The following is a 19,299-nucleotide window of genomic DNA, read 5'->3' as shown; positions in this document are numbered from 1 at the left end:
CGCAATGACCTTTTTTGTAGCTTTATTACAGGGATTTCATGACTATGTTTTTTTGTCCACATGAAAGGATTATCAGCAGATAGATATTTACCTAAGATCTGCTGATGAGGAAACAGCTATCTTTAATAATCTTGACATTACTACTTTAGTAGCAAGAAGAGTTGTTCAAAAGGATTTATGTAATGAATTTTATCAAAAAAAGCTAACATATTTCCCCTTTAGGGCAGCATTACATTATCCTTATGGAATTCCTAAATTGAAGGTGTAAAATATGTATCCTATGCATGTGAAAATATTATTAGATAATAACTGGCTTAAACCAGTTTAATACCTTTTTTCTCTAGTTCTTCTAGTAATATTTCTGGTGTTAAGCTCACTCCATGTAAAGAAATTTGTGCTTTCTCGTAAAAAGGTCTGCGTTCTTTTAGTTTATCTTCAACAAACAAAACCAGCTCATCAAAGCTTTTACCTTTTATTAAAGGGCGCTCGGTTTTGGCGTTTATCAATCTATCTGCTAAAACCTTAACAGGTGGGTCAATAAAAATGGTTAGCCCATTGGCGTTCATCCAATCCATATTATCAAAGAAACAAGGCGCACCACCACCGGTAGAAATTATAGCGTCATCAGCAATAGCGCTATTTTGCAGTAAATCACACTCAATTTCTCTGAAACCATTCTCACCTAGTTCAGTAAAAATTTCAGGTACAGTTTTATGCTGTGTACTTTCTATTAAAGTGTCTAAATCTATAAAAGGGCGGTTTATTTTGGCCGAAAGGTTTTTACCCATTCTGGATTTTCCGCAACCCATAAAACCTATTAAGAATATTTTCATCTTTAGTTTTTACTGAAGTATTGTTCTACTAAATGGTTATAATTGGGCAAAGCATTAGATGACCATTTATTGATTACAGTACCATTTTTTAGTAGAATCAAGCCCGGATTAGCCCTTACCATACTTTTAAGCGGTACAGCATCGGCATAAAAAAATTCCATTACCAATTTATTTTCTTTGATAAACTTTTCGGCATCTGTAGCAGAATTTGCTGTTAGCCAAACCGTACGGATATTAAAATTTTCAGCAGCATTTATAGCCAAAGCATTAATATCTCCAGCAGCTTTTTTATTAGTTTTATCTAACTTCCAACCAACCGCAATTAAATTGTAGTATGGGTTTTCTACCAACTCTTTGGTATAGCTTACACCTTGCGAATCGTAAATATTTAAATCGCTTATTTTTGGTTGATAGCCTTGTTTTATAAGCTTAGGTTCTGATGAACTGATTAACTCCCAATCCGGATTTTCATAAATTTTAGTTTCCAGATACTTTTTATCGCTCATTTCCTGTTGCTCGCCAGTTTTCTTGTTTTTTAGGGTATAGATAATTTCATACTCATTTTGTGGCGCACCTTCAGGTATACGCATCGCATCCGGAATATTAGCGCCAACTTTATAAGGTAAAAAATCTATAATAGGTAAATAGGCATAAGTATAGATGCCAAATAATATGGTTAAGCCAATGGTTAAAGAGATAATGGCTGTTCGGCCAGATTTTTCTGTTGCTACAGGTTTAATATGCGCTTTATTAAAGAAGATGTAAATGATAAAGACCAGTAAGATTAAATCTTTACTGAAAGATTGCCAAGGTGTTAAAGGTATAGCATCACCAAAACAGCCACAGGTTTTTACTACATCAAAAGCTGCCGAATAAAAAGTTAAGAAAGTGAAAAATATAATCAATAACAATAAACCCCAACTTACCTTTTTAGAAGATATGCCAGTTAGTAAAAACACCCCTAATACCACTTCAAGAGCGCATAAAAAGATAGATAGATAGACTGAAATTGGGTTTAAAAAAACAACATGGAAAACTTCAAAATATTCTTCCAGTTTGTAAGAAAAACCTAAAGGGTCGTTTAATTTGATGAGTCCTGAGAAAATAAAAAGGAGACCAACAAATATCCGACTAAATAAAAGGATGTATTTATGATGTAACATAGGTTAAGAGCTTATCAGTTAAGACAATTTAATCAATGCAAAAATAGCGTAATTCATCATATCTTGATAATTAGCTTTTACACCTTCAGAAGCCTCTGTTTGCCCTTTGTTATCTTCAATTTGTTTAACACGTAAAATTTTCATCAAGATTAAATCTGTTAAAGAGCTTACACGCATATCTCTCCAGGCCTCGCCATAATCATGGTTTTTGGCAAACATCAGCTCTTTTGTTTCGGTAACTTTTTGGTCAAAATTAACTTCTACAATACTAGGTTCAAGCTCGGTAGTAGCACTATCGTCAAGCTCTAGCTGTATCATAGCTATAATACAGTAATTGATGATACCGATATATTCTCCCTTAATATCATCACCAACTTTACTCACTTTTTTCTCCTCTAAAGTTCTTATTCTTTGCGCTTTAATAAAAATTTGATCTGTTATAGAAGATGGACGTAAAATTCTCCAGGCGGTACCATAATCACGGGTTTTTTTCATGAAAAGGTCTTTACATACCTTTATTACTGCGTCGTATTGTGTTGATGTTTGAGCTGCCAATCTGATATCGGGTTTATTTAAATCGTAAAATTATGGCTATTTTGTTGCTTTTAAAAATTCTGCCCTTTATTTATCATGATTATAGATGAAAGAGGGCTCTGTTGGTATTTATATTTAAAATAATGGTTAAAGATACAAGGCTTCAGGTAAAAAACACATTAAATATTGGCGGAGAATTGATGGATTTAAGTGAACCTATGGTTATGGGGATTATCAATATCACGCCAGATTCTTTTTTTTCTGGCAGTAGGGTAAATACTAACCATGAAATTCTTAAACAGGCAGAAAAAATGCTTGCCGAAGGGGCAGATTTTTTAGATTTAGGAGCCTATTCATCAAGACCAGGAGCGCAAGATATAAGCGAAGCCGAGGAAGAAGCCAGACTTTTACCAGCAGTAACACTCATCAGTAAAGAATTTAAGCAAGCTTTTGTTTCTATTGATACCTTTAGGGCTGGTGTGGCAGAAAAAGCTATACATGCTGGTGCGCATATCGTTAATGATATATCAGGTGGTAATTTAGACCTAAAGATGTTTGAAACTGTGGGGAAACTAAAAGTCCCCTACATCTTGATGCACATGAAAGGTACACCTCAAAATATGCAATCTCAAACCCATTATGAAGATATGATGGAAGAGATGATGTATTATTTCTCAACTAAAATTCAGCAATTAAAAGCTTATGGGGTGCATGACATCATGATAGACCCAGGTTTTGGCTTTGCCAAAGACATTACCCAAAACTTTAGTTTATTAAAGCATTTGGCTACTTTTAAAATCTTAGGCTTTCCTGTTTTAGCAGGCCTTTCCAGAAAATCAATGATTTGGAAAACGCTTAATACCACAGCAGAAGAAGCATTAAATGGTACCACAGTTTTAAATACTTTAGCATTACAAAACGGAGCAGCTATTTTAAGAGTTCATGATGTGAAGGCGGCAAAAGAGAGTATTAGCCTTTATCAAACCTACCTTAAAGCACAATAGCCGCAATTTTTCAATAATTTTTGATAAATTACGAGAGCACAATATTAAAATATGGATTTTCTCGACTTTAGCTTTTTAAAACTTACCGTATTAGATGTAATCGACATACTTTTAGTAGCTATTATCATTTATTACATCTACAATTTAATAAGAGGGACTATTGCCGTTAATATTTTTATAGGTTTCATCCTGATTTATGTGGTTTATTTTGTAGTAGAGCAATTGAACATGAAATTGCTTGCAGGTATTTTGGGCAGTTTTGTTAGTGTAGGTTTTATTGCTTTAATCATTGTTTTTCAACAAGAGTTTAGAAGGTTTTTACTTACTATTGGTAAAAATATATCTTTAAAAAATAAGATTTGGCTAAAGCTGATGTTTGGTAAGGAAGAGCTCGAGAAAAACAATATGGCCAAAATTAAACCCATAATTGATGCCTGCAAATCTATGAAAAAGACAAGAACAGGCGCTTTAATTGTTTTTGCAAAATACTTTGATCAAGATGCTTTTGCCAATAGTGGTGAAATGATGGATGCAAAAATTTCTAAACGTTTATTGGAAAGTATTTTTCAAAAACATAGTCCTTTACATGATGGTGCCGTTATCATATCAGAAAACAAAATAAAATCTGCCAGCTGTATTTTACCCTTAACAGAGAATGATAAGTTGCCACCGCAATTTGGTTTAAGACACCGGGCCGGAATAGGCGTAACCGAGTCTAGCGAGGCTACTGCCTTAATCGTTTCTGAAGAAACAGGCGAGATTTCTTATGCACAGCAGGGGAGGGTGAAAATGAATATTAGTTTTACTGATTTGGAACGTTTGTTGAATAAAGATTTCAATTAATATTTTTCATACAAGTTCATGCCGAAAAAGAAAAAAGAACACTTTATTGTAGGAGACGTTCATGGGTGTTTACATACTTTACAAGCTTTATTAAAAAAATGGAAACCCAATACACAACAGCTTATTTTTGTTGGAGATTTGGTAGACCATGGTAATTTTTGTCCGCAAGTAGTAGAACTGGCTTTTAATCTTAAAGATGAAGAACCTGATAGCGTTTTTATTAGAGGTAACCACGAAGAGTATTTTTACAAACATGTACTTAACCAGTATAACGAAGAGTGGTTTCAAAAATCTGGAGAGAAAACATTTTCTCAGTATTTATATCATGGCAGAAGAATAGAGCCTGATGCCGAGTTGTTTAAAAAAATGCCTTTGTATTACCAAACGCCTCATTTATTGGTAAGCCATGCCGGCGTTTGTGAAACAGCAGAACCCTTTAATCCAGATCATGTAGATAGTGTTTTGTATCAAAGAAACGGTATAAAAAGACTTCCACAATTACAGGTTTATGGGCATACACCCGCAGAAAAAGCTAAATATGACGAAGCTGCCAATGCTATCTGTATAGATACTGGCGCATATAAATGCAACAAACTTTCTGCAATAGTGGTTAATGCCAAAGGAGAAATTAAAGATTTGATAGAGCAAAAAACATATCCTCTGGATGAGGTAAGTTGCGAAGAAATACATACCATAGCATGAGTAAGTTTTACGAACCAGAAAACATCATTTACGTTTGTACCGGAAGCAAATGTGCTAAAAGAGGTGGTAAGGATTGTTATAAATCTTTAAAATCTTATGTAAAACATACAGATACAGAAGTTATTAGGATAGAATGTACCGATAGATGCAAGTTTGCCCCCATTTTAAACCTACAACCTCAAAATATCTGGCTTAAAGAATATACAGAAAAGCAAGTTTTCAAAACTTTAGATGAGCTAAAACTAAAAAAGCGATAATTTTTTATCGCTTTTTTAATGTTGGTTTAGAGCTTTTTAAGCTTCTTCACCTTCGCTATATTTTATTTTAGCTATATGTCTATCAATTTCCCAACGACCAGTTCCGGCTTCACCAATTAAATCAAACAATTCTAAAGCTCTTCTTGCTTTAAATTCTTCTTCGCGTTGCTCTTTAAAGAACCAGTTTAAAAACTCTAAGGTTACAAAATCCTGTTCTTTATGGCATTTTGCAGCAATATTTTTAAAAGATTGTGTAATAGCTATCTCTTGTTCTAACGCATCCTCAAAAACCTCTCTAAAGCTCATATACTCAATTTTGATATTATTGATGTCTGGCGAAATAGCTGTACCACCCATATCTAAAACGTAATGAAATAATTTCATTTGGTGCTTACGCTCTTCTTCTGATTGATCATAGAAATATTGAGCAGAACAATCAAAACCATTTCTATCACACCAAGAAGCCATAGCTAAATATAGAGATGATGAATGAGCTTCTTTTTTTATTTGCTGATTTAAGCTGCTTTCTATTTCGGTAGAAAGTAAACTTTTATGACGTACTAAATCTTTCATGATGTAAATTTTTATATCCTAAATATAACAAATATTACACCGTAAGCAGATTAGAAAAGTAATTTGGAGTTAATCTAATTATCAGATGACTCTTTGAAGGCAGTCTTTAATAGTGCTGTTTAAGTTAAACATGGTAAAAGTACCATGTAATAAATCTTTAAGCCCTAAAATTTCATGAATATCTAATACAAAGCAATCCTCGGCACCGCACAAGAAAATAATCTCTAAGCCAGAGTGGCTAGCATCAGTCATTTTAGCTAAATCAACTTGGTTAATAACTTTATTTAGCCTTTGTAAACAAGGATATTTATAAGTAACCGTTTTGCCTGAAAATGTTAAAGTCAGTAAATCTGTTCTAGGGCAATGACTAATAGAGCCAAAATTGGTGCTAAAGACTTCTGTTTGTGTAATTTGCGCTAGTTGATTCATAGAACTTCAAATTTCTGTTTTATTTAGAACTAATCCAAATTAATTTTAAAATGATGATAAATAACTTTTTTGAACGAGGATGAACCTAAGTAAAGAAAGTGCCATTACGATTAAGCAGAACGTTAGATTCATGATTTTTACCCGGATAGAAATAAATTCTAATATATTTCTAAGGTTGATATAATTTCTACCTAATTTAATCAATTAGTTTTATGTTGTTTTTGAGGATGATATACAAGAGCATTTTAATCTTCATCAAAACATCTTAATGCTGTACAAACATGTTAGAAAAAAAAAATATACTCATTGTAGAAGATGAGGTAAAGGTAGCAGCCTTTATTCATAAAGGGTTACAAACTCAAGATTTCTCTAGTGATATTGCAGATTGTGGTTTTCAGGCACTTAGTCTTTTTAATCAAAACCATTATGATTTGGTGATATTGGATATTGGTTTGCCAGATATGAGTGGTTTGGCAGTTTGCGAGCAAATTAGAAAAAGCGATAACAGGATTCCTATTTTGATGTTAACTGCAATGGGAAGCTTGGCTGATAAATTATCAGGTTTTGAGGTTGGTACTAATGATTATTTGGTTAAGCCTTTTGATTTTATGGAGCTTTTGGTAAGGGTAAAATCACTTTTGAAGTATTATCCCGAGAAGATTAAGCAACAAGAAATTTTACAAGTAGCAGATTTAGAACTAGATTTAAACGAAAAAATTGCCCGTAGAGCAGGTAAAGAAATAGAGCTTACCGCCAGAGAGTTTAGTTTGCTAGAATATTTAATGCTACACAAGGGTAAAGTGGTTTCTAAAATAGAGTTGGCCGAAAAGGTTTGGGATATTAATTTTGATACCAGAACCAATTTTGTTGAAGTTTATATCAATTATATCCGTAATAAAGTAGATAAAGGGCATCAAAACAAACTTATCCATACTGTAGTAGGAATGGGTTATATTTTAAAACAGAAATGACAATCAGAACCAAAATGACGGTCTTATTTTTAAGCATCGTTACCGTTTTATTATTGGTTTTTTGCGTAACCATTTACTTTTTAAGTGATGTTTACCGGCAATCTGAATTTGAAACTCGGCTAAAAAGAGAAGCTTTAACTGCCGCTACCATTGTCTTTAATAAAGAAGAAGTAAGTCCTGATTTACTTAAAATACTAAGTCGTAATCAGATGACCGCACTTAGTAAAGAAAACATTGTTATTTTTAATGCTCAGGATAAGATAATCTATCAAAGTGGATTAAAAAATAACAGCTATTCTCCGTCCAAATTACGAGAGATAAAACTCAACCAAGAAGTTTTTTGGGAAGAAGGTGAGGTAGAAGAATTTGGAATGATCATTAAAAATCGGGCTCAAGATTATATTGTTATCGTATCAGCAGTAGATCAATATGGCTTAAGCAAACAACATAATTTAGCTATTTTACTTAGTTTCGGGAGTATTTTATTGATTGCTTTAAGCGCTATTTTAGGAAGATTTTTTGCAGGAGGCTTGCTTAAACCTATGCAACAAATGATTAAAGAAATAGATGCCATCCATGCGTCTTATTTAAGTTTAAGACTTAGCCAAAGAAGTAAAAAAGATGAATTGGGGCAGTTGGCACAACGTTTTAACGAAATGTTAGACCGTTTGCAAAAGGCTTTTCATAAACAGAGGGCTTTTGTGTCTCATGCTTCACACGAGTTAAGAACACCCTTAACAGCTATTACAGGGCAAATTCAAGTTTCTTTGCTTGCCAATGATAATGTTGAAGAACTACGCAGCATGGCAAAATCTGTTTTAGAGGATGTAAATCAACTCAATATCCTCACCAATAATTTATTAGAACTAAATAGTATTGATGTTGATGATATCAAAATTAAAACAAGCCTGCTTAACGTGGTAGACTTATTAATACAAGCTAAGGCCGAGGTTCATAAAAAATACCCTGAGAGTAAAATTTACCTGCATTTGGATGATCATGAAGATTATTTACCGGAAGTTTACGCTAATGAAAGTTTGATATACAGTGCTTTTATTAATCTTATAGAAAATGCTGTAAAATTTGCTTCAGACCAAATGGCGCATATCAAATTGCTTACTTTAAAGGAAGAAATTCAGATAAAATTTCAGAACAAATTAAACATGCCTTTGAATTTAAGTAATGATATCATTTTTGATCCCTTTATTAGAGGCTCAAATTCTAAAAACGTAAAAGGACATGGTGTAGGCTTATCGCTTACCAAGAGGATAATTGATATCCATAAAGGTCATTTAAACGTCCATTTAGAAGAAGCAGAATTTGTAGAGTTTATTTTGTTCTTACCGAAAGGAAATCCTCAATAAATTCTAAGCTCATCCTAATATCAGCTTAAGTTTAGTCTAATAAGAGAAATTTATGTTTACACTATAAAAGAAAATGAATGTGTAATCTAAATTTTAATAAGATGAAAACTAAAGTTATTTTATTTTCAGCATGCCTGGCGGTAGCATCATTAAGTAGTTGTACCATCATCAAACAAGGTGAGATTGGTGTTAAACGCTCTTTTGGTAAAATAAATCCAAAACCTTTAATGGAAGGTGCAAGGGTATTTAATCCCTTTACAACTACCATTATAAAGCTGCCAACACGTACCATTAATATGGAAGTACGCTTGCCATTGCCATCAAAAGAAGGTTTAACCGTACAATCAGAAGTATCTATTTTATATAGGTTGGTTGGCGATTATGGTCCTAAAATCGTAGAAAACTTGGGTAAAAGTTATGAGCAGGTAGTTATCATACCCGTATTTAGATCTGCCGTGGCTGATGTTTCTTCTCAATACTTTGCAAAAGATATGCACACTGGCCAAAGAACTTTGATAGAAAAATCTATTAAAGAGTTGATGATGTCGCAATTACAAAGCAGAGGGTTTGTGATAGAATCGGTACTATTAAAGAGTATCGTATTGCCTCCGGGTTTAACCAAAGCTATTGAAGAAAAGCTGGAAGCAGAACAGGATGCACAAAGAATGCAATTTATCTTGGATAAAGAACGCCAAGAAGCTACACGTAGAACCATTGAGGCCGAAGGTGTAAGAGATGCTCAAAAAATTATTTCAGAAGGTTTATCTCCGATGCTATTAAGATTTAAGGCTATAGAGGCTTTTAATAAGCTATCTACATCTCCAAATGCTAAAACCATTATCACCAACGGAGATTCGCCTATCATTTTAAATACAGAAGATAAGTAGCTTTTAAAGTAAAACACAGCAATCTCTAAAATAAATAATCATGAGACCTAAAAAAGAACCTTTCTTACAGCGGTTTACAGTGTATGATTACTTACAATTATTAATCATTATCGTATGTGTTTTACTGGCGGTATTGCCTCATAAGGCTGATGCCCAAGTAACAGTTAAAGAGTATAATACCCTAGAGGAGGCTTTGAAAGAGCCTGAAAAGGTGTTTAGGTTAAACTTACAAAACCAACAGCTTGATCATTTAGAGGAGATTGCCAAGTTTAAAAATCTGCAATATTTAAATCTCAGGAATACCCATTTATCTAGTGTTCCACCTGAGGTTACCACACTTCAAAACTTAAAAGTGTTGGATATTGGGGATAATGAGATTGCCTTGCTTCCTAAAAACTTTGACGCTTTAAAAAATCTTACCGAGTTGTATCTGGATAAAGAGAAAAATCTACAGTTGGAAGAAGATTTAGAGATTTTAGGTAGGATGAAAAACCTCAAAATATTGCATTTAGAGAATAATGGAATTCGCGTTCTACCAAAAAATATCAATAAACTTCAGAAAATAGAGGCTTTGTATTTAGGAGACAATAAATTAGAAGCCATACCGGTAGAGCTTAAAGAACTCAAGAAATTGAAATTTTTGGATGTGCATCATAATCCTATTATTCCTACAAATGTTATCAAAAGAAATTATGGCGGACTAAAGATTAATTTTTAAACTCATTAAAATACACTTTAATAGCAAGACAATGAAAATCAATTATTATATCACCTTAATATGCTTGTTTATAGCAAGTTTAAGTGTACAAGCACAATCCAATAGAAAAAGCAGTAGTAAAGTAGTTGCTAAAATAGATTCGGTAAAATGGCGAGCAGAGCATTATGTTATCAACAGAGATTCTGCCTATGCCGACCCACGCCTAGGCTTAAAGAAGTTAATGGGCGGTAATAAAAGATTTGTTGAAGGTAAAAGTATTAAGCCAAGACAAGATGCACAAACCATTAAAGAATTAGAAAACGGACAAAAGCCATTTGCTACCATAGTAGGATGTTCTGATTCTAGAGTGCCCAATGAGGTTATTTTTGATCAGGGTTTGGGAGATTTATTTATCATCCGTACGGCAGGGCAGGTTTCGGCAGCTGCGTCTTATGGAAGTATGGAGTTTGCTGCCTTAAAGCTTAATACAAAACTCATTGTAGTTTTAGGGCATACCGAGTGTGGGGCAGTAGCAGCAGCCGTACAAAGACCAGAAAATGTACCAGGGCATATTGTTACCCTTATTAATGATATAAAACCGGCAGTTGCCAAATGTGCGCATTTACCGGGCGATCCTGTGAATAACGCAGTTCGTCAAAATGTAATTGAACAAGTAAATCATTTAAGAGATTTAGAACCTATTTTACATAAAAAGTATGTAGAAGGAGAGATTTTAATTGTAGGTGCCGTTTATGATATACATACAGGTAAAGTAGAATTTTTACAGGAGACTTTATTGAATCTTCCTCAGCATAAAGTAAAAAAGAAAAGTTAGTTAAGTGTGTTATAGGGGTGGTCTTGATAAGCGAGACTGCCTCTTTTTTAAGTTCTGCTAAAGAGATACCAAAGAATAGTTTTAAAGAGCAAGATAAATCTTCTTCATACTCCAAATAAATGCGATAAGTTAGTTAAGTGTTAAGAGGCGGTCTTGCCCATCAAGACTGCCTCTTTTTTTAAGATCAAGAAATTAAAGAGATACTTTATATCTTCTTCAAATAAAATAAATTGGTTAGTGTGTTAGTAGGCTGTCTCAAATCATCACTTTGTGTCAGGCTGAGGTCTAATACATTTCATATAAATCAATATGAAATGACGTGTTTAAGTATTTCGATAGTCCTGCCTAAGCATTAACGACCGTTTACGCCCAATTCCGCCTTGGCGGTTGCGGCTTCTACAGGATTAGCCGTAGTAGAACCTTTAGAAGCAAGCGGCGCAGCGGAGAGTTTTTGGGTACTTTTTGCGGAAAAAAGTACCTTGACATGGCCGGTCAAGAGGCCGGAAAGCTAGTGGGTGAATGCCTAATTTTTAAACATTTATAAATAGCGTCAATGGTACCGGAGTCGAAGCCTTTTCTTATCCTTATACTTCGCTCAGGATGACAACAAAGGTCCGCTCAATGTGACAAATATGATTTTTGAGACTGCCTCTTTTTTTTAAAATCTTATTTAGAAATAACAAAGCTACTTAGCCTTACAAATTCTTGTACTCTAGCAGCTATTTCTTCCTGAGTTAAGTTCTTAATACGCTCGGTACCAAATTTTTCTACGCAGAAAGATGCTAGGGCAGAGCCATAGATAATGGCATTTTTCATGTTATTGAAATTTACAGTACCTACTTGTGATAAAAACCCAATAAAACCACCTGCAAAAGTATCACCAGCACCGGTTGGATCAAAAACTTCTGCTAAAGGTAAAGCCGGAGCAGAGAATATCTGGTCTTCATGAAATAATAATGCGCCATGTTCTCCTTTTTTGATAATCAAGTATTTAGGGCCCATGGTTAATATTTTATTTGCCGCTTTAACCAAAGAATATTCACCCGATAATTGTCGAGCTTCGGCATCATTAATAGTTAAAACATCTACCATTTTAATGGTTTCCAATAAATCATCCATGGCAATATCCATCCAAAAATTCATGGTATCCATCACAATCAGCTTAGGTTTGTTTTTTAACCTTTTGATAACGGTTTGTTGTATTTGCGGCGTTAAATTACCTAACATTAAAAACTCGCAATCTTGGTAAGATTCTGGAATGATAGGGTCAAAATCAGCTAAAACATTTAACTCAGTGGCTAAAGTATCGCGGCTGTTCATATCATTATGATATTTACCAGCCCAGAAAAAAGATTTCTCTCCTTTTTTTACTTGTAAGCCTTCTACATCAATACCATGCTCTTTAATGCTGTTGATGTCTTCCTGGTGAAAATCCTCACCTACAACAGCCACAATTTTTGTTTTTTTATAAAAATAAGAGGCTGCTAAACTAGCATAAGTAGCTGCACCACCTACAATTTTATCGGTTTTACCAAACGGAGTTTCTATAGCATCAAAAGCCACAGTACCTATAACAACTAAGCTCATATATTATCTTCAAAAAAGTTTTTACAAATATTGCATAATAAATTTAAAATCCCGAATATTGCAGTCCCTTAACCAGAAGCATAAATAAATGCTTAAAATTCCCGAATAGCTCAGCTGGTTAGAGCATCTGACTGTTAATCAGAGGGTCGCTGGTTCGAGCCCAGCTTCGGGAGCTTGAAAAGTTGGGTACAATTCAACTTTACTCAAGGAAGCTGTTAGAATTTTACAAAGCTCATCGCCGAAAGTGATGGGCTTTTGTTTTTATTTCGTTTTTTGTATCTTTGATTATATGGTACGTGATAAATTCAAACCTTTATTTGAACGTTCACTAAGAGAGCAATCTCAGGTGTTGGCACCTCATGTAGCAGAAGTTCAGTCAACCAATCTTCGCATGGGCCTTTATAATAGTTATCGAAATGAACTTTGCGTAAGCAAAGATCTATTCATCCATGAATATCCCGATCATAAGGTATTGGTGCGCATAGACGCTTTAACAGGAACTACGATAACCGTAAAGGTTATTGGATGATACAGCCTCAATTATATGTTTTCGCAGGGCCTAATGGCGCAGGTAAGAGTACACTCTCTGCTTCAATGGTTTCTCCGGGCACATCTGTTTTTGATGGAGACATCGTATTTCAAAATCTCAAAAATATTTACCCAGATTTAGATGAAAGCCTTTTATGGGCTAATGTTAACGAAATAGCTTTTGCAAAATGGAAGGAAACTTCTCTTTCATCTGGTGCCGATGCGGCTTTTGAAACTCGTTTGTTCTTCATGGGACTGGACTCTGTAGAAGCAAGCAATAATGTATTTAACTTTACGATGTCAACACCACCACTGATATTGACTTCGTCAGGTTCTTAACTTAAGGTGTCAAACTAATTATAACCCAACGTTGCCTGCCATTTTTGCAAGAGACTGTTTTGTTTTAGTCCAATCAGTGCGAAATCGGCTAAGTCACTTGAGTTTGAAATTATGCTCTTTTTATCACATGATACTTTTAAAGTACTATTTTTCTAATAGAGTACTTTTTATATTAAAACTAGTAGTTTTTCCAGCATTCAGGCCCTTAGGCATATTTACAGAAAAGATTTCATTTTCAATAGTAAAGTTAAAAACATCTAATTTTTGGGTGGGATCTACCATATTGAGAATCCAATTATTGCCTTTTTTTTCTAGCATATATAAACCTGCTTGCTTAAAGTTAATTTTATTAAGACCGACAATTTTTATCTCAATTGGCTGGTAGGCAACTACCATACAGAGCGTATTATTTTTATTTATGATAACCTGTGCTTCCTTTGTATTGGACAGAACCTCAAAATCAGGCGTATAATTTAACATCTCAGAAATTGAAATACCTGGTAATATTACGTATGCATATTTGGCATCTTTAACTTGTTTTCCATGTTCGATTTCTATTGTAAAAATATCTTTTTTAATATTATTCTCTTTTTCATAAATCAGCGCAATATCTCTCCAACTGCCACTTTGTGATTGATTAATTATTTTATATTTTGATGATAATATTGGATAATATCCAACTTTATTATGATAAATCCAGTTAAGAGTAGATGAGGTTAATTCTCCTTTGGACATAGTTTTAATTTGATTATCAAATATTTGAATGTCTCCTTTGGTAAAGGTTTGATTTATAGTAGTTGATACTGCATCAGGAAGATTTGTTGTAATATCTGATCCGAGACAGATTATTTTATTATTTAAATAAAACCATGCTTTATTAGCTTTAAGTGAGTCTCTATTTAATTTAAAGGCAGTAATTCCGTTTTTGCCGTTTGTAATCCCACCTGAGAAATCTCCTTTGTTACGATATCCATCAATTGTTAATATCGGTAATGGTCCTAATTTTTGAAAATTAGTTACTCCGGGTAATTTTTTCCAATCCCAAACAGGATATATATTATCATATTCTGTACCGTCAACATAGATAAATGTTGTCCCTCCCCCTAAATAATAACCTTTTAAATTTTCACCATTTAAAGCTTCTGTGGCTTTTATTCTATTAGATGATAATTTGACTGAGGAAAACCATTTTGATGTATGATGAACAGTCATATCTGAACGCCAAAAGTGTTTAGTTCCAGAAAAATGGGATATGTGTAAAGGTGAATAATTATTAATAATAAGGGATTTATAGATATTTCTAAAATTTTTATCCACATAAATCATATCAATAGCTGCATAGGCTAATTCTAGTGATTTGGATGTTTGAATGTCTTTGAAAAATTGTCTGCCAAGCGAATTAACATCAAAGGCTCCTTTCCAACTCACCCAGCCTAAGCCCTCTAAGATGAAATTTCTCATAATAAATATATTATCTTTTTCAAGTTTTAAGGATGTTCCAGATAGTATTCGAGCCCAAAAACTGATTGAGGTAACAAAGCTAAGCCCATAATTACCGAATTGCTGTTGAGGACCATGTTGATGAAAACTAAAATCGGTTTGGACACCTTCTTTGCTCGTAATTCTTAACTCGGAAAAAATAGTATCTCTAGCTCTTTTTGCTAATTTCTCATCTTCTAATAAAATAGCTTTAAATAAAATATTTCCAGCTTGCCACACCTTATTTTGACCAGTTTGTCTGAAACTAGATTTATTAAGGACGATAATCGCTTCTCGCATCTCATCCGGAGAAAGTTCATGCTTCAAGAAAATAAATGCTAATCCTAAGATTTTAGGTATTCCTATTTCATTGTACCACCAATTTGAACAAACAAGTTTTGCTTTAAACCAAAAGTCCATTGACTTATGTATAGCTATTTTTATTTCTGGATTTTGATAATTTTCGGATTTTGGATTACAATAGATCATGGTTAATGCAAGAATTCTATCAACATGTTGTTTAGGTGACCAGCCAGATCTCTTATCATCTTTATAATTAATATCGCTCCAACTTCCATTATTATTTAGTAATCTTAAATATGTTACGACCAAGGAAGAATCACTTTTGTTTTTCAAATATTCTTTATTAGAAACTTGGTTTATGATTTTTAAGTCTTTGTTATGATTTTTTATAATATCATTAATTTCCTTAGAGCGGCTATCTGCTTTTAAATAATAACTCTTAATATTATTTTCCAAATTTTTGAATAGGTGCTGTTGTGAGTTTACCATTGTAAGCTTAAAACATAAGAATACGCAGAAGTAATATTTCATAAATGGATACATTAGCTAATTAATATTTGAACATGCCTAAATTTTTTTAAATAAATTGTTTCGCTTTTTTTAATATTTGTTTACTTTTTAACAGTAGCCTTGCTTCAATTTTAGAATCTGCGCCTATGTAGGATTCGGTCATTCTACTTTAGAAACTAATCTTGCCTATATTTACCATTGTTTATTTAATGATACTTTAAGTATAAAATGATAGCATAAATTATTTTATATAAGCTTCTATTCTCTAATAATGAATTGTTATTATTTATATGTCTTTTTAATCAAATTAAATCCTATTTCTCTGAGGTCATACAAACTGCAAAGTCTAGTTTAGGACGATTCTCTGTAACTATTTACTGCAAAATGATAGTTTGTATTTGTTAAATAGATTTATTAAGGGTGTTATATCAAATAAAAATTGAAATATAAGGGTACTGTACTAAGGTTAAGAGATAGTCTATAAGTGTTGTTTTCTAAAAAATTCTTTGAATTTGAATTGCATTTATAATACTTCTATTCTTTTTTTCATGAAAACTAATAGTGATACCTTTTTCGTGTTGAGTATTTATAAGAAACTTCTCCTTAACAGCGGTTTCGGGAATTATATCTTCTTGTGTGTTGAAATTGGATAACACCTTTATATCATTGATAAGTACATCGAATACGCGATCTTCAAATTTTTGAAATGAGCTTTGATTAGTAAGGTTGTAGGCTAACTCTTCTTTTTTAACGCTTGATAGCAATTCTGCAAAATGTAAAGTAATTTCATATTGGCCATTAGGAACATCAAATTTAAATTCGCTAATACCTAGACGTTGAGTTTGATAAATTGGATCTAAATTAGTGCCTAGTATATTTCTGTCTGATCCATAAGACTGTCTAATAGCATTAGGAATTCTAAAAATTTCACCTCCAATATAACCCCAGCTTCCAGGTTTATACGATTGTTCTGGAATCCAGATTTCTTTATTTTCATAATCACAAAAAAATCTTTTATCTCCAATATTAACATTCAATCCACTGAAAGGGTAGTTAGAATTTTTTAAATTTTGATTTAGTAATTTAAAATCAATAATCTGCAAATCTTCTAAATTTCGATTCTGAATTGTAGCTTTTGCAATTAAAATGTTTTTCCCATTAATAAAAGGGACTTTAAATGTTGCAATTCCATTTACAGGGCTTTGTTCTATCGATATAATATTATTTACAATTAAAGTAACTAACGGAGCGTTAGAAAAAACTTGTACATCCTGTGTTGATATGAACTTTTCTGAGGAATCAACAAAGCCAGAGCGTAAATTCCATTCTTTAGATCCAATTTGTAAGAAAGGGGTTTTTAGAAGATTTGCCTGATAAAATAGATAAGTATCTTTTGGTTTCCTATCGTAGGTTAATAAACCTTTAGTATTCATGTGAGGTGCAGCGTCGGCTCTTTCTTCGGAATTAAATTCTGTTAAATTCCAAATTAGAGCGGCTGCTATATAAGGTCTTGAATTTATTGCCTGTAAATAAGAATCATGATACATGGTGGAATATTCTATAGATTTATCAAATCTTTCTGGCATATTGCTGTGTATTCTAGTGTCAGAATCAGCACCATACTCTGTTACCAACAAAGGTTTATGCGGTAGTTTTTCATGATGCTGATCTAGAAACTTATCAAAACCTTTAAAATTTCCACTATACCAACCTTGGTATAAATTCCAACCAACAAGTTGTGGTATTTCTGTTAGCTTATATTTATTATATAAATCGAAATTCTCATGATTTGGAATAAGTGTGTATCTGAGATTATCTTCTTTATGTGTAATATCTTCCAGCTCTTCTGCAAGTTTAGTTATCTTATTAAAATAATTGTTTTGCTGTCCAGAGCCTTTTTCATATCTGGGCCTCAACATAATTTCATTCATGTAAGCCCAAATAATAATGCTTGGATGGTTATAGTTCTGCCTTATCATTTCTAGATGCATTTTCTTAGCGTTTTCAGAAAAAGCCTCAGACTCTGTAATTCTATTTACTATGGGCGTTTCTACAGAAGTTAATATTCCTAGCCTGTCACATGCCTCTAATACAGCGGGGTCTTGCGGGTAATGTGCAACTCTTAAAAAATTACCACCCATTTCTTTAAGTAATTCTACATCTTTTACGTGTAATGCATCAGATAAAGCATTTGCTTTATTCATATAATCTTGATGTCTGCTCGCTCCAATAAGTTTTAAGGGCTCTCCGTTTAAGAAAAAGCCTTTATTAGCGTCGAAGCTAAACCATCTAAAACCAATCGGATGACTTAATTCATCTAGAATTTTTCCTGTAGCTTTCTCGCTAATACTTGAAACAAGTGTATAAAGATAAGGTCGTTTGGGAGACCATAATTGAGGATATTTGATGCTTTCAAGTAGGATATTAAAATCTACATTTTTATTTTTCTGAGACTGTATTTTTAGGCTTTTCTTTAAAACAATTTCATTTAAATGATTTTTTAAGGTATGAGTTATTATTAATTCTTCAGATTTTTCAGAATGATTGGTTAATGTACCTTTTACATTAATGTTTGCCGTGGTGTTATTAACGCTAGGAGTAGTAATGAATAGCCCATTGGAAGCATAATTGTCCATGTCAAAATGAATTTCATCAATAACTTTAAGATAAACATCACGATAAATACCTCCAAAAAATGTAAAATCCGCAGATAATGGAGCAATATCCTCGTTATGACTATTATCTAATTTAACAGTAAGCTCGTAATTATTATTCCCTTCCTTATTAAAATCTAGATATTTATTTATTGAAAAACTAAAAGCGGTATAGCTTCCTATATGTTTTCCTACAAATTTACCGTCTATATAAATTTCTGCTACTTGTGCGGCACCTTCAAAATGAAGGTAAATGGCTTTGGAACTCCATTCTTTGGGAATATATAATGTTTTGTTATACCAACTGATACCACGATAATAACCTGGCTCATCATCGAATACATCTTTATCATTCCAACTATGTGGTAAAGATATTTTTGTCCAATTTATATTTTGTGTCTTTGATGGAAAACTATTTAAATCACCTTTATAAAAAAGCCAATTGCTATTAATAGATCTTATAATACGAGTTTGGCTATAAGAAGATAGGGAATAGAATAAGATTAAAGTAAGTAATCTTGCTTTTAATGTCATTGTTAATATATTATTTAATTATAAGTTTTAATTGTAACGTTACTAATAGTAGTACAAAAATCTTATATACTTAATGAGCATAGGTAGAATAAATGATCCTAAAAGGTGGAATAATCCGTAAAACACCAACCTGTAGAAGAATAGTAGATGTTTTTTTTTGATTTTTGTTTAAACTAGATTTTTTTATCACAATACTAAAATAAAATCAATTGAATGATTGAAAATAATGGTATGTAATAATTTTAAAATTTAATAATCCTATTAAAGGGTCGC

General features: G+C 32.8%; 18 protein-coding genes and 1 tRNA gene. 11 read left to right on the top strand and 8 right to left on the bottom strand.

The window, feature by feature from the left end; all coding sequences use genetic code 11:
* Window positions 1–314: 314 nt before the first annotated feature.
* From H510_RS0104800 to H510_RS0104790, 3 genes are read right to left on the bottom strand one after another with little or no spacing between them, the layout of a single operon-like run.
* Window positions 315–833 carry a shikimate kinase gene (locus H510_RS0104800; RefSeq protein WP_026903268.1) on the bottom strand — a complete coding sequence of 173 codons (519 nt, stop codon included), beginning with the start codon at window positions 831–833 and terminating at the stop codon, window positions 315–317.
* 2 nt (window positions 834–835) lie between these two features.
* Window positions 836–1,996, bottom strand: coding sequence for a BT_3928 family protein (locus tag H510_RS0104795; protein WP_026903267.1), 1,161 nt, complete (start codon window positions 1,994–1,996; stop codon window positions 836–838).
* An 18-nt stretch (window positions 1,997–2,014) separates the two neighbouring features.
* Window positions 2,015–2,491 carry a DUF1599 domain-containing protein gene (locus tag H510_RS0104790; protein ID WP_051291062.1) on the bottom strand — a complete coding sequence of 159 codons (477 nt, stop codon included), beginning with the start codon at window positions 2,489–2,491 and terminating at the stop codon, window positions 2,015–2,017.
* 182 nt (window positions 2,492–2,673) lie between these two features.
* Between H510_RS0104790 and folP the strand changes: the two genes are divergently transcribed.
* Genes folP through H510_RS0104770 form a run of 4 tightly spaced genes read left to right on the top strand, consistent with a single transcriptional unit; the run spans window position 2,674 to window position 5,336 of the window.
* On the top strand, window positions 2,674–3,534 hold the full coding sequence (folP, locus tag H510_RS0104785; protein WP_036691959.1) for a dihydropteroate synthase: 861 nt from the start codon (window positions 2,674–2,676) through the stop codon (window positions 3,532–3,534).
* Between the two features lie 51 nt (window positions 3,535–3,585).
* Window positions 3,586–4,377: a diadenylate cyclase CdaA gene (cdaA, locus tag H510_RS0104780; protein ID WP_026903264.1), complete on the top strand. Its 792-nt coding sequence runs from the start codon at window positions 3,586–3,588 to the stop codon at window positions 4,375–4,377.
* Between the two features lie 18 nt (window positions 4,378–4,395).
* Window positions 4,396–5,079, top strand: coding sequence for a metallophosphoesterase family protein (locus tag H510_RS0104775; protein ID WP_026903263.1), 684 nt, complete (start codon window positions 4,396–4,398; stop codon window positions 5,077–5,079).
* A complete protein-coding gene (locus H510_RS0104770; RefSeq protein ID WP_026903262.1) occupies window positions 5,076–5,336 on the top strand; it encodes a (2Fe-2S) ferredoxin domain-containing protein in 261 nt (86 codons plus the stop codon). The genes H510_RS0104775 and H510_RS0104770 overlap by 4 nt, the downstream gene beginning before the upstream one ends.
* Before the next feature lie 36 nt (window positions 5,337–5,372).
* Here H510_RS0104770 and H510_RS0104765 read toward each other — a convergent pair whose 3' ends face one another.
* Window positions 5,373–5,909 (bottom strand): ferritin, encoded by a 537-nt coding sequence (locus tag H510_RS0104765; protein ID WP_026903261.1) that lies wholly within the window; start codon window positions 5,907–5,909, stop codon window positions 5,373–5,375.
* A gap of 81 nt (window positions 5,910–5,990) precedes the next feature.
* Complete coding sequence (locus tag H510_RS19495) at window positions 5,991–6,338, bottom strand: hypothetical protein (protein ID WP_051291053.1); 348 nt, start codon at window positions 6,336–6,338, stop codon at window positions 5,991–5,993.
* A gap of 281 nt (window positions 6,339–6,619) precedes the next feature.
* Between H510_RS19495 and H510_RS0104755 the strand changes: the two genes are divergently transcribed.
* The 5 genes from H510_RS0104755 to H510_RS18270 all read left to right on the top strand — a co-directional run bounded on the left by H510_RS0104755 (window position 6,620) and on the right by H510_RS18270 (window position 11,092).
* Complete coding sequence (locus H510_RS0104755) at window positions 6,620–7,309, top strand: response regulator transcription factor (protein WP_026903260.1); 690 nt, start codon at window positions 6,620–6,622, stop codon at window positions 7,307–7,309.
* Entirely contained in the window at window positions 7,306–8,673 is a 1,368-nt protein-coding gene (locus H510_RS0104750; RefSeq protein WP_026903259.1) for a HAMP domain-containing sensor histidine kinase, read from the top strand. Before H510_RS0104755 ends, H510_RS0104750 begins: the two co-directional genes overlap by 4 nt.
* Before the next feature lie 101 nt (window positions 8,674–8,774).
* Window positions 8,775–9,560 carry a prohibitin family protein gene (locus H510_RS0104745; RefSeq protein ID WP_026903258.1) on the top strand — a complete coding sequence of 262 codons (786 nt, stop codon included), beginning with the start codon at window positions 8,775–8,777 and terminating at the stop codon, window positions 9,558–9,560.
* 40 nt (window positions 9,561–9,600) lie between these two features.
* Window positions 9,601–10,278: a leucine-rich repeat domain-containing protein gene (locus H510_RS0104740; RefSeq protein WP_051291052.1), complete on the top strand. Its 678-nt coding sequence runs from the start codon at window positions 9,601–9,603 to the stop codon at window positions 10,276–10,278.
* 31 nt (window positions 10,279–10,309) lie between these two features.
* A complete protein-coding gene (locus H510_RS18270; RefSeq protein WP_211226545.1) occupies window positions 10,310–11,092 on the top strand; it encodes a carbonic anhydrase in 783 nt (260 codons plus the stop codon).
* 666 nt (window positions 11,093–11,758) lie between these two features.
* Here H510_RS18270 and H510_RS0104725 read toward each other — a convergent pair.
* Window positions 11,759–12,679, bottom strand: a complete 921-nt coding sequence (locus H510_RS0104725; protein ID WP_026903256.1) for a PfkB family carbohydrate kinase — start codon at window positions 12,677–12,679, stop codon at window positions 11,759–11,761.
* Window positions 12,680–12,778: 99 nt separating this feature from the next.
* On the opposite strand from H510_RS0104725, the gene H510_RS0104720 reads away from it, so the two are divergent.
* Together H510_RS0104720 and H510_RS0104710 are read left to right on the top strand one after the other, a co-directional pair.
* Window positions 12,779–12,852: transfer RNA gene (locus tag H510_RS0104720), tRNA-Asn, on the top strand.
* Between the two features lie 352 nt (window positions 12,853–13,204).
* Window positions 13,205–13,546 (top strand): hypothetical protein, encoded by a 342-nt coding sequence (locus H510_RS0104710; RefSeq protein WP_026903254.1) that lies wholly within the window; start codon window positions 13,205–13,207, stop codon window positions 13,544–13,546.
* A 144-nt stretch (window positions 13,547–13,690) separates the two neighbouring features.
* On the opposite strand, the gene H510_RS0104705 is transcribed toward H510_RS0104710, so the two are convergent.
* Together H510_RS0104705 and H510_RS0104700 are read right to left on the bottom strand one after the other, a co-directional pair.
* The gene (locus tag H510_RS0104705) at window positions 13,691–15,784 is read right to left on the bottom strand and encodes a polysaccharide lyase family 8 super-sandwich domain-containing protein (RefSeq protein WP_162143055.1); all 2,094 of its coding nucleotides are present in this window, start codon (window positions 15,782–15,784) and stop codon (window positions 13,691–13,693) included.
* A 548-nt stretch (window positions 15,785–16,332) separates the two neighbouring features.
* Entirely contained in the window at window positions 16,333–19,026 is a 2,694-nt protein-coding gene (locus H510_RS0104700) for a glycoside hydrolase family 2 (RefSeq protein ID WP_051291051.1), read from the bottom strand.
* Between the last annotated feature and the right edge of the window lie 273 nt (window positions 19,027–19,299).

Source organism: Pedobacter glucosidilyticus DSM 23534 (assembly GCF_000425145.1).
In the GTDB taxonomy this organism is placed as follows: Bacteria; Bacteroidota; Bacteroidia; order Sphingobacteriales; family Sphingobacteriaceae; genus Pseudopedobacter; species Pseudopedobacter glucosidilyticus.
Note: the sequence above shows the minus strand (reverse complement) of the source record. Positions and strands in the feature narration are given on the sequence as shown.